The organism is Roseobacter sp. S87, from assembly GCF_055693285.1.
In genome coordinates, this window is record NZ_JBVFTR010000004.1 from 2,996,027 (window position 1) to 3,022,700 (window position 26,674).

The 26,674-nt window shown below is 60.2% G+C and carries 21 protein-coding genes and 3 pseudogenes; 11 read left to right on the forward strand and 13 right to left on the reverse strand.

What is annotated here, in order from left to right:
- Positions 1-7: 7 nt before the first annotated feature.
- The 8 genes and pseudogenes from ACZ1HA_RS15620 (at position 8) to uxuA (ending at position 6,916) form a co-directional block, all read left to right on the forward strand.
- The gene (locus tag ACZ1HA_RS15620; RefSeq protein WP_472714538.1) at positions 8-895 is read left to right on the forward strand and encodes an NAD(P)-dependent oxidoreductase; all 888 of its coding nucleotides are present in this window, start codon (positions 8-10) and stop codon (positions 893-895) included.
- Entirely contained in the window at positions 895-1,776 is an 882-nt protein-coding gene (locus ACZ1HA_RS15625) for a DMT family transporter (RefSeq protein WP_472714539.1), read from the forward strand. Before ACZ1HA_RS15620 ends, ACZ1HA_RS15625 begins: the two co-directional genes overlap by 1 nt.
- Entirely contained in the window at positions 1,773-2,657 is an 885-nt protein-coding gene (locus tag ACZ1HA_RS15630; RefSeq protein ID WP_472714540.1) for a sugar kinase, read from the forward strand. Before ACZ1HA_RS15625 ends, ACZ1HA_RS15630 begins: the two co-directional genes overlap by 4 nt.
- On the forward strand, positions 2,654-3,688 hold the full coding sequence (locus ACZ1HA_RS15635; RefSeq protein WP_472714541.1) for a Gfo/Idh/MocA family protein: 1,035 nt from the start codon (positions 2,654-2,656) through the stop codon (positions 3,686-3,688). The genes ACZ1HA_RS15630 and ACZ1HA_RS15635 overlap by 4 nt, the downstream gene beginning before the upstream one ends.
- Positions 3,685-4,686 carry a Gfo/Idh/MocA family protein gene (locus ACZ1HA_RS15640; RefSeq protein WP_472714542.1) on the forward strand — a complete coding sequence of 334 codons (1,002 nt, stop codon included), beginning with the start codon at positions 3,685-3,687 and terminating at the stop codon, positions 4,684-4,686. Before ACZ1HA_RS15635 ends, ACZ1HA_RS15640 begins: the two co-directional genes overlap by 4 nt.
- A complete protein-coding gene (locus ACZ1HA_RS15645; RefSeq protein WP_472714543.1) occupies positions 4,683-5,129 on the forward strand; it encodes a Gfo/Idh/MocA family protein in 447 nt (148 codons plus the stop codon). The genes ACZ1HA_RS15640 and ACZ1HA_RS15645 overlap by 4 nt, the downstream gene beginning before the upstream one ends.
- On the forward strand, positions 5,125-5,736 hold the full coding sequence (locus ACZ1HA_RS15650; protein ID WP_472715337.1) for a Gfo/Idh/MocA family protein: 612 nt from the start codon (positions 5,125-5,127) through the stop codon (positions 5,734-5,736). Before ACZ1HA_RS15645 ends, ACZ1HA_RS15650 begins: the two co-directional genes overlap by 5 nt.
- Positions 5,733-6,916, forward strand: a pseudogene (uxuA, locus tag ACZ1HA_RS15655) (mannonate dehydratase). Before ACZ1HA_RS15650 ends, uxuA begins: the two are co-directional and overlap by 4 nt.
- On the opposite strand, the gene ACZ1HA_RS15660 reads toward uxuA, so the two are convergent.
- From ACZ1HA_RS15660 to puuE, 7 genes and pseudogenes are all read right to left on the reverse strand, one after another.
- A complete protein-coding gene (locus ACZ1HA_RS15660; RefSeq protein ID WP_472714544.1) occupies positions 6,907-8,145 on the reverse strand; it encodes a DNA recombination protein RmuC in 1,239 nt (412 codons plus the stop codon). The pseudogene uxuA and the gene ACZ1HA_RS15660 sit on opposite strands and share 10 nt — an antisense overlap.
- Positions 8,142-9,983: a DNA mismatch repair endonuclease MutL gene (gene mutL, locus ACZ1HA_RS15665; protein ID WP_472714545.1), complete on the reverse strand. Its 1,842-nt coding sequence runs from the start codon at positions 9,981-9,983 to the stop codon at positions 8,142-8,144. The genes ACZ1HA_RS15660 and mutL overlap by 4 nt, the downstream gene beginning before the upstream one ends.
- Positions 9,984-10,035: 52 nt before the next feature.
- Positions 10,036-11,256 (reverse strand): urate hydroxylase PuuD, encoded by a 1,221-nt coding sequence (locus ACZ1HA_RS15670; RefSeq protein WP_472714546.1) that lies wholly within the window; start codon positions 11,254-11,256, stop codon positions 10,036-10,038.
- Positions 11,257-11,344: 88 nt separating this feature from the next.
- On the reverse strand, positions 11,345-12,664 hold the full coding sequence (locus tag ACZ1HA_RS15675) for a uracil-xanthine permease family protein (RefSeq protein WP_472714547.1): 1,320 nt from the start codon (positions 12,662-12,664) through the stop codon (positions 11,345-11,347).
- Positions 12,665-12,782: 118 nt separating this feature from the next.
- Positions 12,783-13,201, reverse strand: a pseudogene (locus tag ACZ1HA_RS15680) (ureidoglycolate lyase); the annotation flags it as partial.
- Entirely contained in the window at positions 13,198-14,034 is an 837-nt protein-coding gene (locus ACZ1HA_RS15685) for a bifunctional allantoicase/(S)-ureidoglycine aminohydrolase (protein WP_472714548.1), read from the reverse strand. The gene ACZ1HA_RS15685 and the pseudogene ACZ1HA_RS15680, both read right to left, overlap by 4 nt.
- Complete coding sequence (gene puuE / locus ACZ1HA_RS15690) at positions 14,003-15,415, reverse strand: allantoinase PuuE (RefSeq protein ID WP_472714549.1); 1,413 nt, start codon at positions 15,413-15,415, stop codon at positions 14,003-14,005. Before puuE ends, ACZ1HA_RS15685 begins: the two co-directional genes overlap by 32 nt.
- Before the next feature lie 107 nt (positions 15,416-15,522).
- Between puuE and uraH the strand changes: the two genes are divergently transcribed.
- From uraH to ACZ1HA_RS15705, 3 genes are all read left to right on the forward strand, one after another.
- On the forward strand, positions 15,523-15,882 hold the full coding sequence (uraH, locus tag ACZ1HA_RS15695; RefSeq protein ID WP_375229698.1) for a hydroxyisourate hydrolase: 360 nt from the start codon (positions 15,523-15,525) through the stop codon (positions 15,880-15,882).
- 93 nt (positions 15,883-15,975) lie between these two features.
- Complete coding sequence (deoC, locus tag ACZ1HA_RS15700; RefSeq protein ID WP_472714550.1) at positions 15,976-16,980, forward strand: deoxyribose-phosphate aldolase; 1,005 nt, start codon at positions 15,976-15,978, stop codon at positions 16,978-16,980.
- A 22-nt stretch (positions 16,981-17,002) separates the two neighbouring features.
- Positions 17,003-19,345, forward strand: coding sequence for an aldehyde dehydrogenase family protein (locus ACZ1HA_RS15705; RefSeq protein WP_472714551.1), 2,343 nt, complete (start codon positions 17,003-17,005; stop codon positions 19,343-19,345).
- A 77-nt stretch (positions 19,346-19,422) separates the two neighbouring features.
- Here ACZ1HA_RS15705 and ACZ1HA_RS15710 read toward each other — a convergent pair.
- From ACZ1HA_RS15710 to ACZ1HA_RS15735, 6 genes and pseudogenes are all read right to left on the reverse strand, one after another.
- A pseudogene (locus ACZ1HA_RS15710) lies at positions 19,423-20,741 on the reverse strand (M16 family metallopeptidase).
- Complete coding sequence (locus ACZ1HA_RS15715) at positions 20,738-22,072, reverse strand: M16 family metallopeptidase (RefSeq protein WP_472714552.1); 1,335 nt, start codon at positions 22,070-22,072, stop codon at positions 20,738-20,740. Before ACZ1HA_RS15715 ends, ACZ1HA_RS15710 begins: the two are co-directional and overlap by 4 nt.
- 107 nt (positions 22,073-22,179) lie before the next feature.
- Positions 22,180-22,683 (reverse strand): DUF3035 domain-containing protein, encoded by a 504-nt coding sequence (locus ACZ1HA_RS15720; RefSeq protein ID WP_375229695.1) that lies wholly within the window; start codon positions 22,681-22,683, stop codon positions 22,180-22,182.
- Positions 22,684-22,734: 51 nt separating this feature from the next.
- Entirely contained in the window at positions 22,735-23,220 is a 486-nt protein-coding gene (lspA, locus tag ACZ1HA_RS15725) for a signal peptidase II (RefSeq protein WP_472714553.1), read from the reverse strand.
- A gap of 9 nt (positions 23,221-23,229) precedes the next feature.
- Complete coding sequence (purH, locus tag ACZ1HA_RS15730) at positions 23,230-24,816, reverse strand: bifunctional phosphoribosylaminoimidazolecarboxamide formyltransferase/IMP cyclohydrolase (RefSeq protein ID WP_472714554.1); 1,587 nt, start codon at positions 24,814-24,816, stop codon at positions 23,230-23,232.
- 21 nt (positions 24,817-24,837) lie between these two features.
- A complete protein-coding gene (locus tag ACZ1HA_RS15735; protein WP_472714555.1) occupies positions 24,838-26,583 on the reverse strand; it encodes a heparinase II/III family protein in 1,746 nt (581 codons plus the stop codon).
- Between the last annotated feature and the right edge of the window lie 91 nt (positions 26,584-26,674).

Here is a 26,674-nt window from a genome sequence, read left to right on the forward strand (position 1 = left end):
GAAAGTTATGACGCAGCCTACAATCGGATTCATCGGTCTTGGCCTTATGGGCGGCGCCATGGTCGGGCGCCTGCAGGATCAGGGATACGCTCTGACCGTTCTGGGCAATCGCGACCGGACACATATCGACACCGCCATCAGCCGCGGGGCCACAGAGGCGGGCAGTGCCAGAGACGTCGCTGCTGCCTCGGATATTGTCATGCTCTGCATGGGCACGTCAGATCATGTAGAAGGCCGGATGCTGGGTGAGGACGGCGTCATCGCCGGTCTGAAACCGGGCGCCGTCGTCATAGATTTCGGCACGTCCCTGCCGGGCAGTACACGGATGCTGGGCGAGAAAACGGCAGCTGCGGGCGGGACGTATCTGGACGCTCCGCTGGGCCGCACACCTGCACATGCCAAAGACGGACTGCTGAACATCATGGCCTCCGGTGACAAGGCCGCGTTCGACAGGGTCGCACCTGTGCTGAAGGATCTGGGCGAAAACGTCTTTCACCTGGGCTCACTGGGATCGGGCCATACCATCAAACTGATCAACAATTTCTTTGGCATGACAGTGGCGAATGCGATGGCCGAGGCCTTTGCGATGGCGGATGTGGCCGACGTTGACCGCGAACAGCTTTACAGTGTGATGGCGGCCGGACCTTTGCATTCAGGCATGATGGATTTCGTCAAAGGCTACGGCGTGGACGGCGATCCGAACCAGCTGGCCTTTGCGATCAAAAACGCGGCCAAGGATGTGGGCTATTACAAAACAATGGCCGATGATGCCGGGGTGGACAGCATCATGTCGCGCTGTGCGCTGGCCGCTCTGAGCGAAGCGCGAGACAACGGTCAGGCCGACGATATGGTCAGCCAGATGGTGGACTTCTTTGTGGCGCGGTTCGGCAGGTAATGGCAGTCACCGCCCGCGCACAGGAGGACAGACCACAGCTTGGCATCCTGATGATGCTGGCGGCGTGGTTCCTTTTTGCGCTGGTGGATACTTCGGCGAAATGGCTGGTGCTGGCAGGATATCCCGCATTCCAGCTGGCGTTCATGCGTTATGCCGGACACTTTGCCATCTCGCTGGTGGTGACCTTCCGGGGCGGTTTCGACAGCGAACGGCTGCGGACGGACCATCTCTGGCAGGTTCTCTTTCGCTCATCGCTGCTGATCTCGGCAACGCTTGGGAATTTCTACGCGCTGAACTTCCTGCCATTGACGGTAATTTCAGCCATCATGTTCTCCAGCCCGATCATCGTCTGTTTCTTGTCGATGACCGTGCTGAAAGAACAGATCGGTCCGTGGCGCTGGGGTGCAATTCTGCTGGGGTTCGCAGGGGTTCTTGTTGTCATCCGACCGTTTGGCGAAACTTTCCACCCGGCGATGATCCTGCCTCTTTATAATGCGACAGCCCTTGCGCTTTATTCCCTGATGACCCGACGCCTTGCCGGGCTGGTCGCGACTGAGACCATGCAGTTCTACATGGGCGCACTGGGTACTGCTGTCCTGCTGCCTTTTGCCGTCTGGGCATGGGTTATGCCGCCTGATCTGCATGGCTGGATCCTGTTGATCGGCCTTGGTGTCGGCGGGTGGACGGGCCATCAGCTGCTGACCACCGCCCATCTTTTCGGGTCCGCGAATACGCTGATGCCCTATACTTACTCCTTCATGATCTACATCGCCGGGCTGAGCTGGCTGGTGTTTGACCACCTGCCGGATCTGTGGACGGTCGCTGGTGCTGCGGTCATTGTGGTGTCGGGTCTGATCATCTGGAAACGGGAGCAGAGATGAGTCTCAGGATTGCATGTGTGGGTGAGGCGATGATCGAACTCGCTATTTCCGGGAATACGGCAGGTGTCGGCGTTGCAGGAGACACCCTGAACGCCGCTGTCTACCTGACCCGCGCCAATCCCGATCTGCAGGTCGATTATATTACCTGCCTCGGGGACGATCCCTTTTCTTTGCAGATCCGTGATTTCATCGAAAACCAGGGCATTGGCTGCGACAACATTTCAATACTTCCAGGCCGGACGCCCGGTCTTTATGCGATCACGACATCGCCTGAAGGAGAGCGATCTTTCACGTACTGGCGGGAAACTGCGGCGGCGCGCAGTCTTTTTGCAGGACCCGGAGAGGCCGATTTCTCGGTCCTCGCGGGGTATGATGTCGTGTATCTGTCCGGCATCACCATTGCCATCCTGCCGCATCCGGTACGACTGGCTCTGATTGACTGGCTGGTTCAGTCGGACGTTCACGTTGTTTTCGACAGCAATTTCCGGCCCCGGCTGTGGGAAGATACAGCCACCGCGAGGACGATCACGACGCTGCTGTGGGCCTGCGCTGACATAGCATTGCCTTCTGTCGACGATGAAATGGACCTGTTTGGGGAAACCCACGAGCAGGTCCGTCAGCGCTTTGCGGAACTGGGTGTTCGCGGTGCGCTCAAACAGGGTGCTGATGGTCCTGCCAGCCTGGGAGAGCCGGTTTCCCAGAACTATCCGCCCGCCCGAAACGTGGTGGACACGACGGCTGCCGGTGACAGCTTCAACGGCGCATACCTTGGCGCGGTATTGGCGGGCGCCACACAGGCGGACGCGCTGATGGCGGCACATCTCTGCGCATCTGAAGTTGTGGGAATACGGGGCGCGATCACTCCGAGGGTACAGGAATGAAGGCAATCCTCATCGGTCTGGGGATGGTTGCGGACACCCATCTGCTTGCCGTCCGGGACGCGCAGCCCGCAGTGACGCTTTCTGGCGTAATGGGGCGCGATGGCGACCGCACCCGCGCCTTTGCCGCGAAGGCGTCCGAGGCCCTTGGGTACACTGTGCCTCCATTGGCCGATACCGGAGACCCCGCGTTTACAGAGGCAGATTTCGTTATCCTGACAACGCCGCCGGATGCCCGACTGGCGCTGGTCCGCGCGTTGGCTGCGGCGGGAAAACCCATACTGATGGAAAAACCTGTTGAACGGACGCTGGCCAACGCCCGGAAAATTGTGGAGCTGTGTGAGCAAAGCAATATCCCTCTGGGGATCGTTCTGCAGCACCGGGCGCGCGCGGCGTCTCTGCAGCTGCGGGAGTCCCTGAACAAAGGTGCGCTCGGCGATGTGGCGACCGTCGACATCCGCGTGCCCTGGTGGCGCGATCAGGTTTATTACGATGTGCCCGGGCGCGGCACCTATGCACGCGATGGCGGCGGCGTGATGATCAATCAGGCGATCCACACGCTTGATCTTGCATTGTGGCTGCTGGGGCCAGTGCGCAGCCTCCAAGCGCAGATGCACAAAACACCCCTTCACCAGCTTGAGGCCGAGGACTGGGCCAGCGCGCTGCTGACTTTTGAAAGCGGCGCCGTTGGGTCGCTGGCAGCGACGACAGCCGCCTGGCCTGGCACGTCCGAAAGCATCACGATCCAAGGCACAAAGGCGCGCGCCCATCTTGAAGCCGGTGTGCTGGTCATCGACAGTCTCGATGGTCAGACGACACATTATGGCGAAACCTCCGCAACAGGCGGCGGAGCAGATCCGATGGCCTTTACGCATGCATGGCATCAGTCTGTTCTGGAGGACTTTGCCACTACGCTGCGCACTGGCGGTGAACCCCTCGCAACGGGCCGCAGCGCTTTGCCTGCGCAAGCCGTTATTGCAACCATGGAAGAAGCCGCCCGGACCGGGCGCATCACTGAGGTACCCCGACTATGACACTGCGGTTTGTGGCGCTTGGCCTCGATCACCGGCACATTTATGGCATGACCGAAAACATGCTGAAGACCGGTGCAGAATGCGTCGGGTTCTGGACCGAAGGCACGCCGGGTACCCTCGACGGTTTCGTCAGGCGTTTTCCCGATATTCCCAGAATTAACGATCTTGAGGACGCTCTGAACTGTGGCGCGGAACTTGCTTTGATTGCAGCGATACCCGCTGACCGCGCTGAACTGGCTGTCGCTTCCATGCGCAACCGTATGGATGTGATGACAGATAAGCCTGGCTGCACGACTCTGGATCAGCTTGCCGCGATTAAGTCCTGTGTGGCTGAAACAGGCCGGATCTGGTCCGTCAATTTTTCCGAACGTTTTGAAGTTCCCGCCGTGACCCTTGCCGACAAGCTGGTCTCCGACGGGGCCATCGGGCGTGTCGTCCACACTGCCGGTCTTGGTCCGCACCGCCTGAACAGAGAAACGAGACCCGACTGGTTTTTCGAAAAGGACCGCTACGGTGGCATTCTGACCGACATCGCCTCCCATCAGATTGACCAGTTTCTGCACTTTACGTCCTCTGCTTCAGCTGAGGTTTCTCATGCGTTTACAGCCAATTACGCGAATCCGGATGATCCGGGACTGCAGGACTTTGGCGAAATCTCGCTGCGCAGCGAAAACGGCACGGGCTACATTCGCGTCGACTGGTATACCCCCGATGCTTTGCCAACCTGGGGCGACGGTCGCCTGACCATACTGGGCACCGAAGGCTACATTGAACTGCGCAAATATGTGGACGTCGGCGGACGGGATGGCACCGATCACCTGATCCTTGTGAACGGTGAGAAATGTGAGAGCATTGATGCGTCGGCTGCCGGTCTTCCCTATTTCGAGAGACTCGCAAAAGACATACGGGAGCGTACGGAAACAGCGATGCCCCAGGCACATTGCTTTCTTGTGATGGAACTGGCGTTGCATGCACAGCAGATAGCGGACCGAAAATGACCAGAGTTGCAATATTGGGTGCAGGGATCGGCGGCGAACACCTTACAGCCTACCGTGCACTGCCGGACCATTTTTCAGTCGCGTTGCTGGTGGATCAGGATTCCGCGCGCGCGGAGGCTCTGCGCGCAGGCGATGGCTACAGAACGGAAACGGATATCAGCAAGGCCCTCGCAAATCCACAGATCGACCTGATAGATATATGTCTGCCGCCGCATCTGCATGTCCCGGTCACGCTGCAGGCACTTGAGGCCGGCAAACATGTTATATGTGAAAAACCGCTCGCCACATCCCTGCGGGACGCACATCAGATACGCGATGCAGCATCACGGACCGGGCGCGATGTTTTCCCCGTGTTTCAGTACCGCTGGGGCCCCGCACTCGCGACCCTGCGCAGCCTGATCAGGGAAGGATCTCGCCGGCAGGCCTCAGGTCGCATCGATTGAAACGCACTGGTCCCGCGGATCTGACTATTACGCCGTTCCCTGGCGCGGAACCTGGGCCGGGGAGCAGGGCGGTGCCGTTCTCGGCCACGCCATTCACAATCATGACCTCCTGACCCATTTCATGGGGCCTGTGACTGATGTGTCGGCCATGACCGCAACGCGCGTAAACCCCATTGAAACCGAGGATTGCGCAACACTGGCGTTCCGTCTGGATGGCGGTGCCCTCGCAACCAGTTCGGTCACTCTCGGCGCTGCGACAGACGAAACGCGCATTCGCTTTGTCTTTGAAAACCTGACCGCGACATCGGGCACGGCGCCTTATGCGCCGGGGTCTGTTGACTGGCGGTTTGACGCGCGGGACCCGGCCCGCCAGCAGGAACTGGATGACCTTGTGGCGAAGGCTCCGGAAGAGCCCAATGGCTTTGAGGGTTTTCTGGCAGAAATCGCTGCGGCTCTCATCGACAAAAGCAACAGTGCTGTCACTCTGGCCGAAGGTATCGCCTCTGTGGAACTTGTCACGGCCATCTATCACGCAGCCCGCACGGGGGAGCGGACGTCCCTGCCTTTGACGACAGAACACCCGCTGTATGGAGGATGGCAACCATGAAGCAATGCTGGCGATGGTTCGGACCGCAGGACAAAGTCCCCCTGGCACATCTGCATCAGGTGGGCGTCGAAGGAATTGTGACTGCCCTGCATGATATTCCACCGGGTGAGATCTGGAGTGCGAAAGCCATACGCAAGCGAATGGAGTTGCTGGCTGCTTCGGGCTTCGACTGGGACGTTGTAGAAAGCCTTCCGGTCTCTGAAACGATCAAGACCAAAGGTCCGGACTACCGTGAGCATCTCAACGCGTATCGGGCCAGTCTGACCAACCTTGCTGAAGCAGGCATCAGGACTGTCTGCTACAACTTCATGCCGATCCTTGACTGGACCCGGACGGTTCTGCGCGCGCCGCAGCCCCATGGCGGGAACGCCATGCATTTCTCGCTGCTGGATTTCGCGGTTTTTGATCTGCGCATCCTGAAGCGCGCAACGGCCGCCGACGACTACGACCCGGAGTTGAGGGCACTTGCGGCAGAGCGCTTTGGGAACCTTTCGGACCAGGAAAAACAGACACTTCAGAAGACCGTGATCGCCGGTCTGCCCGGAGCCAATGACTCGTGGTCTCTGACCGAGATCGCCGCGCGCCTCGCAACCTATGATCATATCGACGCCGACCAGCTTCGCGCGAACCTGATCGATTTCCTCTCAGAGGTTGCACCTCACGCGCAGGACTGTGGTATCCGTCTTTGCTGCCATCCGGATGACCCCCCTTTCCTCTGCTCGGCCTGCCCAGGGTAATGTCATCGACAGAAGATTATGTCACCGTGCTGAAGGCCGTCGATATCCGTGCCAGTGGTGCGACGCTGTGTACAGGGTCGCTGGGTGTGGCCGCTGAATTCGATCCTGTGGAATTTATCCGCCGTACCGGGCCACGGATCCATTTTGTGCACCTGCGCAACACCCGGCGCGTGCCCGGCCCAGACCCTGCGCGACCCGACTTTTTCGAGGCTCCACATCTTGAGGGCGACACCGACATGGTGGCGACGATCCGGGCCCTGACTAAGGAAGAGACGCGCCGTCGGGGCGCAGGACGCGAAGATGCCGAGATCCCGATGCGGCCGGATCACGGACAGGAACTGCTGAGTGATCTGGATACAGACAGCATGCCTGGCTATCCGCTGATCGGCAGAATGCGCGGGCTGGCCGAACTGCGCGGGATCATGGCCGCCTGTCAGCCCTGAGGTTTTGTCAGCGGCACGACCGTGTCGCCATCATCCACGCTCAGTTCCTCAAAATCGAAATTGTCCAGGCGGGCAGCGCGCTTACCTGCGCGCTCTGCTGCTGTGGAAATACCATCCAGATCCGCGCGCGCTTGTCCGAAATGCGTGTTCAGCTTGCCCACTCGCTCGACAACGATTTCAACATCACGGTGCAGTTGCTTCAGGGTCTTACGGATCGCCCCGGCCTGTTCGCGCATCCGCGCGTCTTTCAGAATAGCCCGCATGGTATTCAGCGTCGCCATGCAGGTCGTCGGTGAAACGATCCAGACCCTGGCGTCAAACCCTTTGCGGACTAGGTCCGGGAAATTGGCATGCAGCTCAGCATAAACCGCTTCTGATGGCAGGAACATCAGCGCGCCATCGGCGGTTTCGCCATCGAGGATGTACTTTTCGGCAATGTCAGTAATGTGTTTGGTCACAGCCGTTTTCATGCTGGCCACGGCCTGTTTCAGGTCATGCTCACTGTCGGCCGCGCGGAGGGCTTCATAGGCCTCCAGTGGGAATTTACTGTCGATCACGATCGGACCGGGCGGGTTCGGCAGGTGGATCAGACAATCCGCACGCTTGCCGTTGCTCAGGGTCGGCTGCCAGGAATAACTGTCAGCAGGCAGGGCTTTGGAGACGATATCCCGCAGCTGGATTTCACCGAAAGCCCCACGGGTCTGTTTGTTGCTCAGTATGTCCTGCAGAGACAGCACATCGCCGGACAAACGGGTGATATTGTCCTGCGCCTTGTCAATTGCCGCCAGCCTCTCCTGGAGCTGCGTCAGCGAGGTTGTCGTCTGTTTCGAAGACCCGTGCAGGGTTTCCTTCATGCGCTCCTGCATCTCCGTCAGCGCGCGCTGCGACCGCATGGCATTGTCCGCGAGCCTGTCCTGCATCTGCTGCTGAACCGACGCAAGCCGGGTTTCAACGGTCTGAATGACCTGGGTCTGCGCATTGGCCTGCGTGTCTGAAACCGTCTGAAGACCGCCGCGCAACTGCTCCTGGCCTGCGCCAAGCTGCTGAACCTGCTGGCCCAGCATGCCGATCTGCTGCGCCAGCGGGGCTGCAATCTGCGCGGACCGGCCAGCGGCGCGCACCGCCATGATCAGCAGGACCAGTACCAGCAGAATGATGGCTGCACCGGCGACAGCAGCAATCACAACAGGATCGCTCATTGTATATGTGGTTCCCGCGATCTCGATCATGTGCGTCCGAAAAGCCGTTCAATATCGCTGAGTTTCAGTTCCACATATGTGGGGCGCCCGTGATTGCACTGGCCTGAATGCGGGGTGGCTTCCATCTCGCGAAGCAGAGCGTTCATCTCTTCAGCCCGCATGCGGCGGCCCGAGCGGATTGACCCGTGGCAGGCAACCCGGCTGAGAATGGCGTCTATCCGCGTTTTGACGGCATCCGAACTGTTCTGGTCGGCCAATTCGTCCAGAATATCCATGACCAACGCCCGCGCATTTACAGTTCCCAGAATGGCGGGTGTTTCGCGCACTGCAATGGCGTCTCCACCAAAAGGTTCGAGTACCAGACCCAAAGCAGCCAGGTCCTCTGCGCACGCCATCAGCCGGCTGCAGTCGTCACCCGACATGTCGATCACTTCCGGAATGAGCAAAGCCTGAGAAGCGACGCCGTTCTCGGCCATCTGGTTTTTCAGCTTTTCGTACACCAGCCGCTCGTGCGCGGCGTGCTGGTCTACGAGAACCATGCCGGTAGCTGTTTGTGCAATTATGTAGTTCTCGTGCACCTGGCCGCGCGCGGTGCCCAGTGGAAAGTCCTGTAAGTCAGCCCCATCGGTTGCAACCGGTTCCGGCGTTTCCTCGACCCGTCCCCAGGGGGCTGATGCTTCCTCAAAATGAGGCGTCTGGACCGGGAACGCGGTGGTCTGCGATCCGCCATAGGGTCGGTCCATCTGGTAGACACGTGCGCCAACGGGTTCGGGTTTCATCGCGCCCAGTGTGGCACCTGCAACTGTTGTTGATGCACGATGCCCGGCTTCGGCCAGCGCATGACGCAGTGCGGAAACAATCAGACCCCGCGCCAGGCCCGGGTCGCGGAACCGCACCTCTGATTTCGCCGGGTGCACGTTCACGTCTACCAGCGTTGGATCACAATCAATGAACAGAGCCGCCGCAGGGTGCCGGTCACGGCTCAGAAAATCCGAGTACGCACCGCGCAGAGCGCCCACCAGCAGTTTATCCCGCACAGGGCGGCCATTCACAAAAAGGTACTGGGCAACTGCAGAGCCCCGCGAATAGGTTGGCAGCGCCGCAAACCCTGTCAGATGCAGACCTTCGCGTTCCGCATCGATACGCAGTGCATTTTCAGCAAATTCGCGGCCCAGCACCCGCGCCAGCCGACCATGAAGCGCATCGAAAAGGCCCCCCTGCCCGGCATCCGCGCGGAAAATCTCGCGGGGCGCGCCATCGCCGGAAACGTCCCTGAGCACAAAGCTGATAAAAGGCTCCGCCATGGCGAGCCGGCGCACCACATCGCCGATGGCCTGTGCCTCTGCCCGGTCAGTGCGCAGAAATTTGAGCCGCGCGGGTGTGGCATAAAATAGGTCCCGCAGCGTTACGGTCGTGCCTGGCTGAGACGCTGCAGGCCGGACCGGCGCAGCGTTCCCGCCAGCCACTGTGATCTCCGCGCCATCGTCCGCGCCGGTACGGCTGGTTATGGTCAGCCGGCCGACCGCAGCAAGCGATGGTAAAGCCTCCCCGCGAAACCCGAAGGTATGGATGTTCAGCAGGTCGGAGCCGTCGATCTTGGACGTTGCGTGCCGTGACAGCGCCAGCGGCAGATCATCTGCGGTGAGACCACAGCCATCGTCCTGCACGCGGATCAGGGTCTTGCCGCCATCGGCATATTCAACGGTAATCCTGCGGGCACCGGCGTCGATGGCGTTCTCCACCAGCTCCTTCACGGCAGAGGCCGGGCGCTCCACAACCTCGCCGGCCGCGATCCTGTTAACAGCACCTTCGTCGAGTTGCCTGATAACGGGGCGCTTTTCGCCTATGTTGGGGTCTGTCATCGCCATACCGCAAAACTTAGCATACTCAACGGCGATTCTGAAACCGGAAAGCAGTGCCTCAGATGTCAGACGCCGCCTTGTACCAGGCAACAATCAGTGCCCGTTCTGTGTCTTCCATCCAGGACAGGTTGGCGGGTGGCATGGCATGGCTGACACCAGCCTGCAGGTAGATATCCCGCGCGTGCCGCGTGATGTCATAGGCCGTTTCAAGGCGTACCCCCTTTGGTGCCCACAGGAGGCCGTCCCACACAGGTTCTGCGGCATGACACATGGAGCACCGGCCCAGCACGATATCCTGCACATCATCAAATCCGGGCGCTTCGGCGTAGCGGAGTGCATCCCCGTGCGACTCCTCGGTTTCTGCACCACTCATGGGAGCGGTGGAGAGCCACATAATGGCAATGAAAATCAGAGCGGTCAAAGCCCAGGTCCAGTGCGGATTTCCCTGCCGGGCGTGGATCGAATTGAAATAGTGCCGGATGGTAACACCCATCAGAAAGACGAGGCTGGCGATGACCCAGGTATTCTGCGTCGCAAACGCCAGCGGGTAGTGGTTAGACAGCATCAGGAAGATCACCGGCAGCGTCAGGTAATTGTTGTGCGTGCTGCGCTGTTTGGCGATTTTCCCGTATTTTGCGTCCGGGGTCCGGCCGGCCATCAGATCGGCCACCACAATTTTCTGGTTAGGGATAATGATCATGAAGACATTGGCGCTCATGATCGTTGCCGTGAAAGCTCCAAGGTGCAGCATCGCCGCCCGGCCGGAGAACACCTGGGTATAAAACCATGACATCGCCACCAGGACCGCAAACAGAGCCACCATCAGAACAGTCTGATCCGCATCAACGAATACGCGGCAAAGCGTTGTGTATGCGATCCAGCCAAAAGCCAGCGACACCAGCGAGATGCCCACGGCCTGCCAGGCAGACAGATCCATGACCGCCGGATCAATCAGGTAAAATTCTGCGCCCAGATAATAGACAAGCACCAGAAGGGCAAAACCGCTGATCCACGTCCAATAGCTCTGCCATTTATGCCAGATCAGGCCGTCCGGCATGTTTTCAGGCGCAACAAGGTATTTCTGGATGTGATAGAACCCCCCGCCATGCACCTGCCATTCCTCACCATCGGCACCGGAGGAGAGGTTCCTGTCGCGGTGCAGACCAAGATCAAGCGCAATGAAGTAGAACGATGACCCGATCCACGCGATGGCCGTAATGACGTGCAGCCAGCGAACGCCGAATTCGATCCAGGCGGCCATGACGGCAAAGTCATACATGTCGTGTGGTCCTCATCTGTTTCGGCCATGTCGCCGGTGGCACGGTCGGGTGCCTCCGGCGGGGATATTTAAAGCCAGAAGAACCTGGTCAGATCTCTTCCGGCAGGACAAGGTTCAGCACGATCGCAACAAGGGCTGTGGGGGCCACAGCGGATGTTGCGACGGTTTTGACAACACCTGGCAGATACTGAACGGCCGTTGGCACAAGATTGAGGCCGAGACCCGCAGCAAGTGACACCGCGATGATCACCATGTTCCGGCGGTTCATCTCAATTTCGCTCAGCACATTGAGCCCTGCCGCAGCAACCATGCCAAACATCACGATCACACCGCCGCCAAGCACCGGCAGTGGCATTGAGGCGATGACGGCACCGATCTTTGGCACCAGGCCGCAGAGGATCAGTACGATGGCACCGATGGTGACAACATGGCGGCTCATAATGCCTGTCATACCGACGATGCCGACATTCTGGCTGAAGGAAGTGTTGGGCAGGCCGCCAAAGACGCCAGCGACAGCCGTTCCGAGACCGTCTGCATAGGTCGCGCCGGCGATTTCCTCGTCCGTTGCTTCACGCCCCGCGCCGGCCTTGGTCGTGGCAGACGCATCCCCAACGGTTTCGATAGCCGAGACAATAGACACCAGCGTCACGGCGATCACTGCGCCCAGCGAGAACTCAAACCCGTAGGGCAGTGGCGTGATAGCCGTGAACCAGCTGGCATTCGCGACGGGTGCGAAGTTCACCATACCCATCACGAGGGCCAGCAGATATCCGACGATCAGCCCCACCAGAATGGCTGCGTTCGACAGCGTGCCTTTGGTGAAGAACTTCAGGATCAGGGCGACGATGACAACAGAAAGTGCGACAGACCAGTGCATCAGTGAGCCGAAACTTTCAGCCTCCATCTGGAACTTTGCCGCACCACCGGCTGCATATTTGATCGCGACCGGAATCAGATAAAGACCGATTGCGAGGATGACGAGACCCGTGACAAGCGGGGGGAAAAGCCAGCGCAGGTGCCGGATAAACCCGCCAAGAATAAAGTGAACAACGCCGCCGATAATACAAGCGCTCAGCGCGACACTGAGACCTTGCGTGGCGGCAACCCCGGCCAGAACACCGACAAAGGCGAAACTCGTGCCCTGCATGATCGGAAGACGGGCGCCGATCGGGCCTATGCCAACTGTCTGAAACAATGTGGCAATCCCGGCGAACAGCATCGCCATCTGGATGAGGTACACCTGTTCGGGCCCGCCAAACGCAAGGCCCGCGGCACCGGCGACGATAATGGAAGGTGTCACATTGGAGGCAAACATCGCCAGCACGTGCTGCAGTCCGAGCGGAACTGCCTGCGCCAGCGGTGGGGTCTGGTCCGGGTCGCTGTAAACGCCCGCTGTACGATCTGTCATCTTCTGTCCCTGTCGTTTTTTTACGCCCGCTTTTTGCGGGTCCCGCCCGTTATGAAACCACAACAACCGGCGGATCAAGCAAAACCTCATCAAGGTTGGGCGTATCGCCGATACGGTCTACAACTGCGAAAATTCCGGGCGCTGCCAGCGGGGTGAGCACACCATGCCAGGTGCCTGCGTAAAAATTCACGCCCTGATGCGGTGCCGTCAGGAATGCAGAAGGTGTGCCGGGACGGCCATTTTCATCGGGCGCGACGATCACCAGAAACGGGTTGGACGTCATCGGCAGAAAGGCCTGGCTGCCTTCGGGATGACGTTCGAGCAGGTTGAATTCGTAAGGTAAGCTGCGCGGTTCGGCATTGAACAGGCTGATACCCGCGCGCCCCTCTCTCCGAAAGACAGGCGCGCCCGGTCGTGGTGGCGCCCGCACAGACCGGCGTTGATCATCCGGTCCGGTGCATCTGAGCAGTCGAGCACATCGCCAAAGGGCGCAAAGGCCTGTGCCGTAAGCGGCTGGGTATGGATGCGGAGGATCACAGGCGCGCGTGACGGTTGACGTCTTTGTAAAGCAGGTAGCGGAATGGCTCCGACCCGGTCGCGATGCAGGCCTGGGGGCAAAAGGCGCGCAACCAGAGGAAGTCACCCGGCCCGACAGACACCCAGTCCTTGTTCAGAAGGTATTCGGCGGTGCCCTGCAAAACATAGAGGCCGTGTTCCATCACATGCGTTTCAGCAAATGGGATGCGTCCCCCGGGCCGGAACGTGACGATGTTCACGTGAAAATCATAATTGATATCAAGAGGATCCAGAAAACGCTGGGTTGCCCACTTACCTTCGCTGTGTGGCATTGCGACGGCGGGTACTTCATTGTCGTGGGTCACCAGCGCCTCCGGCACGCTGACACCTTCGGCAGGTTCGAACTTCTTTCGGATCCAGTGGAACCGGCAGGGCGTGCTGCCCGTGTTCCAGAGCGTCCAGACCGCACTGGGCGGAATGTATGCATAGCTGCCAGGGCGCAGATCATAAAAGTCCTGGCCCAGTGTCAGCCGTGCGGTGCCCTCGGCCACAAAGATGACCGCCTGGGCGTGTACATCGGGTTCCGGTGTCGCACTGCCCCCTTCGGGGTCCATTTCAACCGCATACTGAGAGAACGTTTCAGCGAAGCCCGAAAGAGGCCGCGCCAGAACCCAGACCCGCGTATTCTGCCACCCCGGCAGAAAGCTTGTCACGATATCGCGCTGTGTGATGGCGGGCAGAACCGCGTAGCTCTCCGTGAAAACGGCGGTGCCTTCCGGGTTGTGTGTCTGATCCGGCAGGCCGCCGGGGGGAACGCGTAGCTCACAGAATTGCCTCCAGCCGCAGTCGCGCAATCCGTTCGACCTGGCGGCAGGCCTCGTCAAACTCTTCGCCGGTGTCATGTTCAATCCGGCGGTGAAAGGCCTTCAGAATGCCCGCCTTGTCGTGATCTCGTACGGCAATGATGAAAGGAAAACCGTGTTTTGCCACATAATCCGCGTTCAGTTTTTCAAACTGCGTGCGTTCCGCGTCTGTGAGCGCATCCAGCCCGGCGCTTGCCTGTTCCTGCGTGCTGTCAGCGGTCAGACGGCGTGCAGCTGCGAGTTTTCCGGCAAGGTCAGGGTGCGCCTGCAGGACCGCCAGACGTTCTGCATCCGACGCGCTGCGGAAGACGCGTGCCATGGCTGAATGCAGCCCCGCCGCACTGTCATGTGCGGGACCCAGCTCCAGCGCAAAGGCCCGTTCGGCGATCCAGGCGGAATGCTCAAAGATGCCGCCGAACCGATCAACAAAAAGCCCTTTGTCCATCTGCGAGGGACGGCTGCGGTCCACGGGCGGATGCTGCGCGGCCCAGTGTTCGGCGATATCGATCCGCCGCGGACACCAGACGCCCTCAAACGTCTGAATATACCCGATGAACTTCTGCAGCGCCCGGATGCGCCCTGGTCGCCCGATCAGCCGGCAGTGCAGGCCAACCGACATCATTTTTGCGGAACCTTCCGCGCCTTCGGCATAGAGCGCATCGAAGGTGTCCCGCAGATAAGCAAAGAACTGGTCCCCGGAATTAAACCCCTGGGGCGTAGCAAAGCGCATGTCGTTGCAGTCGAGCGTATAGGGAATGATAAGCTGATCGCGCGATCCGATCTTTGTCCAGTACGGCAGGTCATCGTCATAGGTGTCCGAGATGTAGTCGAACTGCCCGGTTTCGGCGGCCAGTGCGACGGTATTCTCCGAACACCGGCCTGTGTACCAGCCGCGCGGTGCGGCACCCGTAACTTCGGTATGCAACCGGATGGCCTCGACCATGTCAGCCGTTTCAGCTTCGGGCGTGTGGTCTTTGTAGTCGATCCACTTCAGCCCATGGCTTGCAATTTCCCAGCCTGCCTGCTGCATCGCCTCGACCTGTTCAGGCGCACGCGCAAGTGCAGAGGCGACGCCATAGACTGTGACCGGAATGCGCGCACCGGTGAAAAGACGGTGCAGACGCCAGAAACCCGCACGCGCGCCGTAATCATAGATTGATTCCATGTTCCAGTGACGCTGGCCGGGCCAGGGTTGTGCGCCCACGATTTCGGACAGGAACGCTTCGGAGGCGGCGTCCCCATGCAGCAGGCAGTTCTCGCCGCCTTCTTCATAGTTCACCACGAACTGAACGGCGATCCTGGCGCCACCGGGCCATGCAGCATCCGGTGGAGTTGCGCCATATCCATTGAAATCACGGGGGTAGCGGTTCACGCGGGAAACTCCTGACAGGTCAGTTCTATTCATTACTGACTACACGGCGCGTTGCAATTCGCAACAGGCAAAGGCAGGGTGCCACAGACAATGATGGAGGCAGGCCAATGCCCGAAGGTTATCTGACAACACATGTTCTGGACACAGCCCGGGGTATGCCGGCGGAAGGCATCCGCATCCTGCTCTACCGTGTGTCCGGCAACAGCCATCGCAAAATCGCTGAAGCCGTCACAAACAGCGACGGCCGGACGGACGCGCCCATTCTGCCCGCCGGCAAATTCAAAGCGGGCAGCTACGAGATGATCTTCGAGACTGGGCCTTATCTGGATGCTGCAGGTGTCCCGCCCGAAGAGCCGCGGTTTCTCGACGGTATTCCGATCCGCTTTGGCATCTCTGACGAGGATGCACATTACCATGTGCCTCTGCTGCTGTCGCCGTTCGGGTATTCAACCTACCGGGGCAGCTGACGCTCCGGCATCCCTGCGAGATATCGGCGGCTGCGCCTTGCCAAGGCGCTTCACGCGTGCGATTTTTGGCGCAGCTTCCTTAAAGGCACAATCATGCAAAGCCATACAACCGATACGGCCGCTCTGGCCGCTGCACACCAGTTGCCACAGGTCACAGAACCCCGCAATCCGGGCACTGAATTCGACATGGACTGGGTTCTGAGCCTGCAGGCCAATACATCGGCCATTGAGCGCCGCGCCGCACAGCTCCCCGCGCGCCGGTCGGTCAAAAAGGCCCATCAGGCCGCCTGGCTGCTGCGGGCGGTGACCTGTATTGATCTGACAACCCTGTCCGGTGATGACACAAGCCGGCGCGTGCAGCGGCTGTGCTCAAAGGCCAGACAACCCGTTGCACAACGCACACTTGATGCATTGGGAATGGGACCGATCACAACCGGGGCGGTCTGCGTCTACCACGATATGATCCCGGCGGCGGTCACGGCACTTCAGGGCACCGGCATTCCGGTCGCAGCGGTCAGCACCGGTTTTCCGGCCGGCCTGTCGCCTTTCCATCTGCGGATTGCAGAGATCGAAGAGAGCGTCAAAGCCGGTGCTGCGGAAATTGATATCGTCATTTCGCGCCGGCATGTTCTGTCCGGAAACTGGCAGGCACTGTATGACGAGATGCGCGCTTTCCGGGCCGCCTGTGGAGAGGCGCATGTCAAAGCCATCCTTGCCACAGGGGAACTGGGATCCCTGCGCAATGTAGCGCGGGCTTCTGTGATCTGCATGATGGCCGGAGCAGATTTCATCAAGACCTCGACCGGCAAGGAAAGCGTGAATGCCACGCTGCCTGTGTCGCTGGTCATGATACGGGCCATCCGCGAATACTTCGGGCGCACAGGCTACCGTGTCGGATACAAGCCTGCGGGCGGCATCTCAAAGGCCAAGGACGCGATCACTTATCTCGCGCTGATGAAAGAAGAACTGGGCGACCGCTGGCTGCAGCCTGATCTGTTCCGCTTTGGGGCCTCGTCCCTGCTGAATGACATCGAGCGCCAGCTCGAACACCACGTGACCGGCACGTATTCCGCCGGCTACCGCCATGCTGCCGGCTGACGGCCCGCGGAAAGGACAAGCAATGACTGTCTCTGAAATCTTCGAAACGATGGACTATGGCGAGGCACCCGAAAGTGCCGCTGAGGCGCTGGCCTGGCTGGTCGATCAGGGCGACCGGTTCGGTCACTTCATTGATGGCGCTTTCACACAGCCGGGCGACGGATTTGACAGCCGCAACCCCGCGACCGGGGAAGTGCTGGCAACGCTGACACAGGGCACGCAGGCTGACGTCGATGCCGCCGTGGCGGCAGCTCGCAAGGCTCAGCCCAGGTGGGAGAAACTGGGCGGCCCGGGCCGCGCGCGTTACCTCTATGCCCTTGCGCGGCTGCTGCAGAAACACAGCCGCCTTTTTGCCGTTCTCGAAACGATGGACAATGGCAAGCCCATCCGCGAAAGCCGCGACATCGACATCCCGCTGGCACAGCGGCATTTCTATTTCCACGCGGGCATGGCGCAGCTGATGGAAGAGGAACTGCCTGATCGCCGGGCCCTTGGTGTCTGCGGGCAGATCATTCCATGGAATTTCCCGCTCCTGATGCTGGCCTGGAAAATTGCGCCAGCCCTGGCGATGGGCAACACGGTGGTGCTGAAACCGGCGGAATACACATCCCTGACCGCCCTGCTATTTGCGGATATCTGCCGTCAGGCGAGTCTGCCCAAAGGGGTGGTCAACTTCGTGACAGGCGATGGGTCGGTGGGCGAGATGATCGTTGCGGCAGATGTCGACAAGATTGCCTTTACCGGCTCCACTGCCGTCGGTCGCCGCATTCGTGAAGCCACTGCCGGGAGCGGCAAGGCTCTGACGCTCGAGCTCGGGGGGAAATCCCCTTACATTGTTTTTGATGATGCTGATCTGGACAGTGCCGTCGAGGGTCTGGTGGATGCGATCTGGTTTAACCAGGGACAGGTCTGCTGCGCGGGTTCGCGGCTGCTCGTGCATGAACCGGTTGCCGATGCCTTCCATGCCAAACTGCGCGCCCGCATGGACAAGCTACGGCTGGGCAGTCCGCTGGACAAAAGCATTGATGTCGGTGCCATCGTCGATCCGGTGCAGCATGCAGCAATCTCTGCGCTGGTAGACGCCAACACAGCAGGCGAAACCCACGTTGCCGCGGTGGACATGCCGGTTGAAGGCTGTTTTTACCCGCCGACCCTGATCACAGGCCTGAATCCCGCCGATACGCTGATGCAGGAAGAAATATTCGGCCCTGTGCTGGTGTCCTGTACCTTCAGAACACCGTCCGAGGCGGTCTCGCTGGCAAATAACACAAGGTATGGCCTTGCGGCATCTGTCTGGAGCGAGAACATCAATCTTGCGCTGGACATGGCGCCAAAGCTTGCAGCAGGGATTGTCTGGGTCAATGGCACCAACATGATGGACGCCGCCGCCGGCTTCGGAGGAGTCCGGGAAAGCGGTTTCGGACGCGAAGGCGGGTGGGAAGGCCTTGCAGGCTATACACGCCCAAAGGAGCGCACCCGCAAACTCAGACAGCCGGTTGCAAACACCGGCGACGGTGCACCGGCCGATCCGCTGGACCGGACGGCAAAGCTCTATATCGGTGGCAAACAGGCACGTCCCGACAGCGGTTATTCCCGCGCGGTCTGGTCCAGAGGCGGCGCGTTGCTGGGACACGCCTCCTGTGCAAACCGCAAAGACGTGCGCAATGCGGCAGAGGCGGCAAATGCGGCCGCTTCCTGGTCAAAAACCACCGGGCATCTGCGCGCACAGATCCTCTATTTTCTCGCCGAAAACCTCAGTGCCCGCAGGACCGAATTCGCCCGGCGTCTTGATGAAATGCAGGGCGGTAAAACCGGCGCGGCAGAGGTCGACGCCGCAGTCAGCCGTCTCTTTACCTATGCGGCTTGGGCCGACAAATTTGATGGTCAGGTGCATGGCGTGCCGATGCGCGGCGTTGCTCTTGCAATGCGGGAACCGGTGGGCGTCATCGGTGCTCTCTGCTCCGCCGAAGCGCCCCTCCTGGGCCTCATCTCCTGCATGGCCCCGGCCATGGCGATGGGCAACCGCGTGATCCTGTCCGCTTCGGAGCCCTTCCCACTGGCGGCAACTGATTTCATCCAGGTGCTCGAAACCTCTGACGTTCCTGCAGGTGTGGTGAACATTCTCACGGGCGCGCATGCAGATGCCGCAGAAACCATGGCAGGCCACCTCGACATCAATGCAGTCTGGAGTTTTGGCGCAGCGGAATTCTCTGCAATCACAGAACGTGCCTCAGTAGGCAACCTGAAACGCACCTGGGTGAACAACGGTATGGCCCGCGACTGGATGGGCCCTGCAGGTCAGGGCCGGGAGTTCCTGGACGCAGCAACCGAGGTGAAAAACGTCTGGATCCCTTACGGCGAATAATCAGCCGCCGCCCGCACCCGGACCGTTCAGGTCCAGGGACATCGCGTGACGCGACAGCGTCTCATTCTGATAACGGTTCAGTTGGCGGCTGTGGTTTCAACACCTTCCGGCTGTCCGACCACCACAAAGTGCAGCCCTTCCGGGTCAAGCAGTTCGGCAGCCACCCGCCTCACATCTTCCAGAGTTACGGCCTCTACCCGTTCATTGCGCGTCGCAATGTAGTCAATCGGCAGTCCCAGCATCTGCATCCCAACAATAATGCGGGCGATCCTGGCGTTTCCGTCAAAACGCAACGGATATGCCCCCGTCATATATGTTTTCGCATTTGCAAGTTCTTCGGGCGTCACCCCCTCGTCAGCGGCGCGCTGCCATTCCGAACGGATAACATCAATCGCCTCAGCGATGCGGTCATTCGCCGAACTGACGGAGCCCATGTAAACTTCTCCCAGGTCCTTGGGGGCAAGGTACGAGTACACACCATAGGTCAGACCACGCTTTTCACGCACTTCGTTCATCAGCCGGCTTTCGAATGAACCACCACCGAGAATACGGTTCAGGACAGCCGCCGTGAAATAGTCCGGATCATCCTGTTTGATGCCCGCCTGTCCAAAAATCGCCACCGACTGCGGTGTTTCGAACGGCACAACGGTGGTACCGCCGGGAATATCGATCTCGGCACGGGGCGGCATCGGCGCACCCGCTTCCGGCAGATCACCCAGCAGCGCATCCATGAGAGACGAAAGTTCTTCTTCGGTGATGTCTCCGACAGCACCTATGTAAATCCGGTCACGCGCAAAGATAGCCCGGTGGGCCGCCACAAGATCTTCGCGGGTCAGGGCTGCAACGCTTTCTTCTGTACCTTCAAGGGCAGTCGCATAGGGGTGGTCACCCCAGATGATACCGTCCATCGTGCGCCCGGCGATTGCATTGGGGTCTTTGGCGTCTGATCGGATGCCGGAGAGCACCTGTGCACGGACGCGCTCAATCGCGTCAGCATCAAACCGGGGCTCCATCAGTGCCGAGCGCAGCAATTCCAGAGAGGCCTCGCGGTTCTCCGTCAGAAATCGGGCGGAGACCGAGAGTTCATCATCGCTGATATCAAAACCGAAAGAGGTCGCGAGCGACTCAGAAGCGCGTGCAAAGGCGCGCGCATCGAGATCACCGGCACCCTCGTCCAGCAGATAGGACATCAGGGCGATGGCGCCACGCTTGCCCGGGGCGTCCAAGGATGCCCCCCGCGGAAACGAATTTCAAGAGCCGCAAAGGGAATGGAATGATCCTCAACGAGCCATGCCGTGAGCCCGCCAGGCGACTTAACTTCCTTAATATCGACGGCCGCAGCAGCCGGAAAGCTCATCACGAGCGCAGTAAACAGCGCGACAACAAAACGGATCATTGGGTCACCTCCTCACGCATCAGCCAGCCTGTGACTGAAGCGCGCCTGTCAAAAAGATCGCGGGCAGCCTGCAGAATGTCTTCTTCGGTCACAGCCTGCAAAATGTCCGGCCATGCCTGCACATCCTCAACCGTCAGACCCGATGTCAGCGCCTGACCATACCGGTTCGCAATCCTGTCGACATCGTCCCGTTCATAGATCAGTTCAGCCCGGATCTGCAGCTTGATACGTTCGAGCTGTTCCGGGTCGGGGCCCTCTTCGAGAAATTTGGCAATTGCGGCGTCCATGGCGTCTTCAGCTTCCTGCAGAGACACCGTCGGCGTGGGAACAACGATGACGTTAAAGGTTGTGTCGTCCAGCGAAACGCCCCGGTAGAACGCACCTGAAAACGTGACGATCTGGCTGTTGAACTGAAGTTCTTCAGTCAGAAAGGACGTCTGCCCGCCACCAAGGATTTCAGCCAGCATCGTCAGAGCCGCCGCCGTTTCCTGGTCGCCCGGGTCACGCTCGGGCGCAAGGTAGGACCGGCGCACATATGGCTGTGCCACCCGCGCGTCGCGAAAGATCAGACGCCGCTCAGCGGTCTGTGGCGGCTCCTCGGTCCGTACCCGCTCCGGGAGATCCGGATTGGCTGGAATGACACCATAGTATTTCTCTGCCAGCTGCCGCACCTCATCAGGCGTCACGTCGCCGGACACCACCAGGATCGCATTGTTGGGCGAATAGTAAATGTCATAAAAAGTCAGAGCATCCTGCATATCGAGCGTCTGCATTTCGTGCATCCATCCGATGATCGGCTGACCATACCGGTGGTTCAGAAACTGCGCTGCAGCCACCTGCTCGCCAAACAGAGCCCCCGCGCTGTTTTCGGTGCGCTGATTGCGTTCTTCAATGATCACATCCCGTTCCGTCAGGATGTTTTCTTCAGTCAGGCGGATATTGCGCATACGATCCGCTTCCATCCGCATCATCAGTTCCAGACGATCCGCAGCCACACGCTGAAAATACGCAGTGTAATCATACGATGTGAACGCATTGTCGCGGCCTCCGTTGCGCGCCACGGTCGCCGAAAGCTCCCCGGCTTCCAGCGTGTCAGTCGCTTTGAACAGCAGGTGTTCGAGGAAATGCGCCACACCCGATGATCCGGGCGGTTCATCCGCCGATCCCGCACGGTACCAGACCATATGCTGCACCACCGGCGCCCGGTGATCTTCGACCACTACAACCTGCATCCCGTTGTCCAGCTCAAACGTGGTCACCGCATCTTCGTTCGCGGCCAGAGAAGCAGGCAGGAGCGCGAGTAAAGCGGCGCACAGGGCAGTTTTGAACATCAGGGGTCTCCGGTATGTCAGGGCGCGTGGATGGGACACAGGTACGCCGTAACGCGTCCTGTTCAAGTCAGGCTGGCAGGAATGTTACAGCGCGATGGCTGCAACGATCAAAACTGCGGCGGGAAAGAAGGTGTGCGTGCGCCGGCCTGACGCCAGAGTTCAGCTGTTTCATCAGGGTCCAGCGCCTGGCCGCGGTAAGCTTCGTTGTACCGGTCCTGCGGAAAGAGCCTGATCTGGGTGAAGCGCGCCTGCCTGCGGCGGAACTCTTCGTCCTCAGCGGCAAGCTCCGACCGGATGGATGGGGTCACACCAAACCGAGAAGCCGCCGTCACCAGGGCTCCATCCGCTCCGGGAACGCCGGCATTCGGGTCCGTCGGCCGGCCACCCAGGGCAACAATCGCATCGCCCACCGGGTCATTGTCGGTCAGATTGCCCTGCCCCGGTGTCGGCGTCGGCAGTGCTGTCAGATCATCGGGGGTCTGCAGCTCGGCTTTCGGCTCCACCAGAAATTCATCCGGGCCCGTACCGTCCGATCTCAGCTCGCGCAGGCCGGTGTTGGCGCAGGCGCTCAGCAGTGTCGCAATCAGTATCAGGGCCACCGGACGGTGCATGCTGTGTCTCCTCAGTGTAATGCCTTTGATACGACAGGCATGCAGGCAATGTCACTGCCCTTTTTCCGCCTGTTTCTTCTCATCCGGAGCAAAGAAAACCAGCGCAATGGCACCGGCGAAAATAAAGATATCTGCCACATTGAACACGAACGGATTTGTGATGCCGCAACACGACATATTCAGGAAATCCAGCACATAGCCATAGATCAGACGGTCTAGCACATTGGCCAGAGCTCCCCCGACCAGCAGTCCCGCACCGATCCGCGCAACACGGCCCAGCGATGTCCTCGCAGCCCAGATCAGAACACCGCCACAGATAACCACAGCAAGTCCGATCAGAATCCAGCGGCTCGCTTCCGATCCCTCTCCAAACAGGCCAAAATTGATGCCCCGGTTTTCGCCGTACCGAAAATTCAGCAGCGGCGGAAAAACATCGACAGACCGGATACGCCACAGCTCCATCACTTGGATCACGAGATACTTGCTGATCTGATCCAGCGCGAAAGCCACAAGAGCTGTCAGGGCAATGAGCCGCATCGGCGTCTCCTAGTGGCGGAAATGGCGCATGCCGGTGAAGACCATTGCGAGACCTGCTTCGTCCGCAGCAGCAATAACCTCGTCATCACGCATGGAACCTCCCGGCTGAATGAGCGCTGTGGCCCCGGCACCGGCAGCTGTGATCAGGCCATCGGCAAAAGGAAAGAAAGCATCCGAGGCCACAACCGACCCTTCCGTCAGCGGCGCGGGCAAACCCATGGCCTCGGCCATATCCTGCGCTTTGCGGGCGGCAATCCGTGTGCTGTCCACACGGCTCATCTGTCCTGCGCCGACACCAACAGTCGCGCCATCTTTGACATAAATGATGGCATTGGATTTCACATGTTTGGCCACGGTCCAGGCAAAAAGCAGATCCGCCATTTCCTGCTCCGTCGGCGCGCGTCTGGTAACCACTTTCAGATCATCCGGCATGACTTGACCGGCATCCTTGTCCTGCACCAGATAGCCACCGGAAACCTGACGCACCGCCATAGAAGCCCGTGCCGGGTCGCCGAGCCCGCCGGTTGTGAGCAACCTCAGGTTCTTCTTCTGGCTGAAAATATCCACAGCCTCAGCGTCGGCACCAGGTGCTATCACAACTTCGGTAAAGATACCTGTGATCTCTCGAGCTGTTTCTGCGTCCAGCGGCTGGTTCAGGGCAATGATCCCGCCAAATGCAGAAGTCCGGTCACAGTCGAAGGCACGGGAATAGGCCTCGACCAGTGTTGCGCCACGCGCGACACCGCAAGGGTTGGCGTGTTTGATGATGGCACAGGCCGGCCCGTCTGCCGGGTCGAACTCGCTCACCAGTTCAAAGGCCGCATCGGTGTCATTGATATTGTTGTAGCTCAGTTCCTTGCCCTGGTGCTGTGTCGCGGTCGCAATGCCTGGCCCCGCGGAACCGTCCGTGTAGAAGGCAGCCTGCTGATGCGGGTTTTCCCCATAGCGCAGTGTCTGCGCCAGCTGGCCCCCGAATGTGCGCCGCCGCGGCGTATCACCGACCTGAGCGGCCATCCATGTGCTGACGGCGGTATCATAGGCTGCGGTCCGCGCATAAGCCGTCTGGGCCAGACGCTGCCGCAGTGCATAGGACGTCCGGCCGTCCTGCGCCTCAAGTTCTTCCATCAGCGGCGCATAATCCTCGACATCCACAACAACAGACACAAACCCATGGTTCTTTGCCGCCGACCGGATCATCGCAGGGCCGCCGATGTCTATGTTTTCGATTACTTCCGCATATTCCGCGCCCTTTGCCACAGTTTCCTCGAACGGGTAGAGGTTCACCACAACCAGATCGATCGCACAGATTCCGTGCTCTGACATGGCTGCCACATGCGCATCGTTGTCGCGCAGGGCCAGCAGGCCGCCATGCACAACCGGGTGCAGGGTTTTGACACGGCCATCCATCATTTCCGGGAACCCGGTGACCTCGGACACGTCCGTCACGGTCAGCCCTGCGTCACGCAGCGCGCGGGCCGTGCCGCCCGTCGACAAAAGCTCGACCCCTCTGGCCGCCAGCGCCTGACCCAGTTCGACCAGCCCGGTTTTGTCAGATACAGAAAGCAGCGCGCGGCGCAGCGGTACGAGATCGGTCATAGGTCGGGGTCCTTGTGGCAGCTATTCAGTCAGATCAGGCGTATCGAGGCTGAGATCCCGCACGCCAATCGCAGTTTCCTGCGCTTTGGACAAGGACCAGCGGATACGCGTCGCATATGACATAGCCCGCCCGGAAAGAACAATCTGATTTGACCCTCTTGGCTTGAGACGGCCGGTTTCGAGATAGACCGAAGGCTCCAGCGACAGTTTCTGCGTCCCATCGTGGCGGAAAACCCAGATTTCCCCGCTCTTGAGCGCCATTGAAACCGCAGCCCCCCCAAGATCGATGGTGACATCCACCTCAGGATGCAGGTGGAATCTGATGTCAAAGGCAATACCGCTGAGCCCGGCGGCATCCATTGTCCGGTCAAACCGGCGTTTTTCGCCGTCTTCCAGCGCCAGCAGCATGTCTTCACCCGCCAGTCCCCGGCCGTCAAACGTCATTTCCAGCGTACGCGCATGCGTCAGGCCATGCGTCGGCACAAACCCGTTGTGGCCACTCTGAAAGCACAACCCGTCACTGGCGTGGCCGATTTCTATCGGCACCCGCGTCGGCCCTTCGATGAGGGGTTCGCGCCCGGTGCCGGCATCCTGCTCGCCAAGGCGTGCACTGGAATACCCATCCAGCGACAGCGTCGAATGCGATGGCGTGGCACGGCCCGCCCTGCGCCATTCCGGCCCGAACGTCCGCCCGGAACCACAGTTGACGATCAGTGGTCGGCGCCCCGAGGTCAGCTCAAACGCCAGCGTCGAGGCATGCGCATTATAGGACGCAGCACCCGAAGGTGGCACCGATGCATCAACCACCACACTGGTCCGGCCGGCGGACAAGCGTGCATATCCCATGGACAACCCGTCCGGCTGACTGTTGCGGACCCGCGCCTGCGCCAGGGCATGATCGAGCCAGCCCTCCGCCCCGCGCCCCCCACCGTGGAACCGCGCAAGCCCGCCATCTGCGTGCCGCAGCGTCCTGAGTGTGGGCGCAATGCGTTCGATCGCGGCGGTATGATCATCCGGGATGGCATGACCCGCTTCATCCAGCGCTGCAGCGGTCCAGCTGAGCAGGGTGAAGACCTCCAGCAGTTCCTCGGGATTGCGGGTCGGCAGACCGCCCTGTTCATCAATCCGGATCCGGCATTCCCGGGCAAGCGCACGTACCGCAGGCTGCGCCACGGATTCCATGCCTTCCAGCGCAAGACCCGCATAAATCAAGCCGCAGAGCGCTTCGATGCGGGGAAGGCCCGGTGCGGCGCCATGCCAGCGTCTGGACAAAAAATGCGTCTGCCGGAACAGGCTGCCGTAGAAGGCGTGGCTTTGATCAGGTTCGGTTCCACGCAGCACAAAGATGGCATGGTTGATCCAGCGGATCAGCCGTCTGCCGGTCAGATCGGGCGTCCAGCCCGCCCCACGCCCGCGACCATAGTGCTCAATCCAGCTCCATAGCCATGTCTGAGCCGCCGTCCTGGCGGGCATATCGCCGACGGCCGCCAGATCATCCAGCCAGGCAAAACCGTGCAGCTCCTGCCCGAACTCGGCATTGGGAAGCGGCAGATCCCAGATTTCCGCGTCTTTCTGCTCGACAAGATGACCCGCAAACAGGAAGTTCCCCGCCATCAGCTGGCGTCCGCGCGCAAAACTGCCGATCGTGCGGGGCTCAGGTGAGGACACAAACCCCACAGCACGCGTTTTCATCCGGCCGGCGCGTGATGCGTGCCAGCGGTTCAGAAACTGCACCTTTCTCGTGGCGAAACTGCGGGTTCCGGACATGTGATACTCTGCCTTGCTGCGCTCTGCCGGCGCGTTGACGCAATAATAGCCTGCGGCTGTCTGCGAGTCACCGCATTTGTCAGGATGCCGG

Coding starts and splice junctions, on each gene's coding strand:
- ACZ1HA_RS15670 (WP_472714546.1), bottom strand. CDS start 11,256: ATGTATGACTTTGCCGTCATGGCCGCCTGGATCGAATTCGGCGTTCGC.
- uraH (WP_375229698.1), top strand. CDS start 15,523: ATGCCCGAAGGTTATCTGACAACACATGTTCTGGACACAGCCCGGGGT.
- ACZ1HA_RS15735 (WP_472714555.1), bottom strand. CDS start 26,583: ATGTCCGGAACCCGCAGTTTCGCCACGAGAAAGGTGCAGTTTCTGAAC.
- ACZ1HA_RS15675 (WP_472714547.1), bottom strand. CDS start 12,664: ATGACAGATCGTACAGCGGGCGTTTACAGCGACCCGGACCAGACCCCA.
- deoC (WP_472714550.1), top strand. CDS start 15,976: ATGCAAAGCCATACAACCGATACGGCCGCTCTGGCCGCTGCACACCAG.
- purH (WP_472714554.1), bottom strand. CDS start 24,816: ATGACCGATCTCGTACCGCTGCGCCGCGCGCTGCTTTCTGTATCTGAC.
- ACZ1HA_RS15625 (WP_472714539.1), top strand. CDS start 895: ATGGCAGTCACCGCCCGCGCACAGGAGGACAGACCACAGCTTGGCATC.
- ACZ1HA_RS15620 (WP_472714538.1), top strand. CDS start 8: ATGACGCAGCCTACAATCGGATTCATCGGTCTTGGCCTTATGGGCGGC.
- ACZ1HA_RS15630 (WP_472714540.1), top strand. CDS start 1,773: ATGAGTCTCAGGATTGCATGTGTGGGTGAGGCGATGATCGAACTCGCT.
- ACZ1HA_RS15645 (WP_472714543.1), top strand. CDS start 4,683: ATGACCAGAGTTGCAATATTGGGTGCAGGGATCGGCGGCGAACACCTT.
- ACZ1HA_RS15705 (WP_472714551.1), top strand. CDS start 17,003: ATGACTGTCTCTGAAATCTTCGAAACGATGGACTATGGCGAGGCACCC.
- ACZ1HA_RS15660 (WP_472714544.1), bottom strand. CDS start 8,145: ATGATCGAGATCGCGGGAACCACATATACAATGAGCGATCCTGTTGTG.
- ACZ1HA_RS15720 (WP_375229695.1), bottom strand. CDS start 22,683: ATGCACCGTCCGGTGGCCCTGATACTGATTGCGACACTGCTGAGCGCC.
- mutL (WP_472714545.1), bottom strand. CDS start 9,983: ATGGCGATGACAGACCCCAACATAGGCGAAAAGCGCCCCGTTATCAGG.
- ACZ1HA_RS15715 (WP_472714552.1), bottom strand. CDS start 22,072: ATGTTCAAAACTGCCCTGTGCGCCGCTTTACTCGCGCTCCTGCCTGCT.
- ACZ1HA_RS15635 (WP_472714541.1), top strand. CDS start 2,654: ATGAAGGCAATCCTCATCGGTCTGGGGATGGTTGCGGACACCCATCTG.
- lspA (WP_472714553.1), bottom strand. CDS start 23,220: ATGCGGCTCATTGCCCTGACAGCTCTTGTGGCTTTCGCGCTGGATCAG.
- ACZ1HA_RS15640 (WP_472714542.1), top strand. CDS start 3,685: ATGACACTGCGGTTTGTGGCGCTTGGCCTCGATCACCGGCACATTTAT.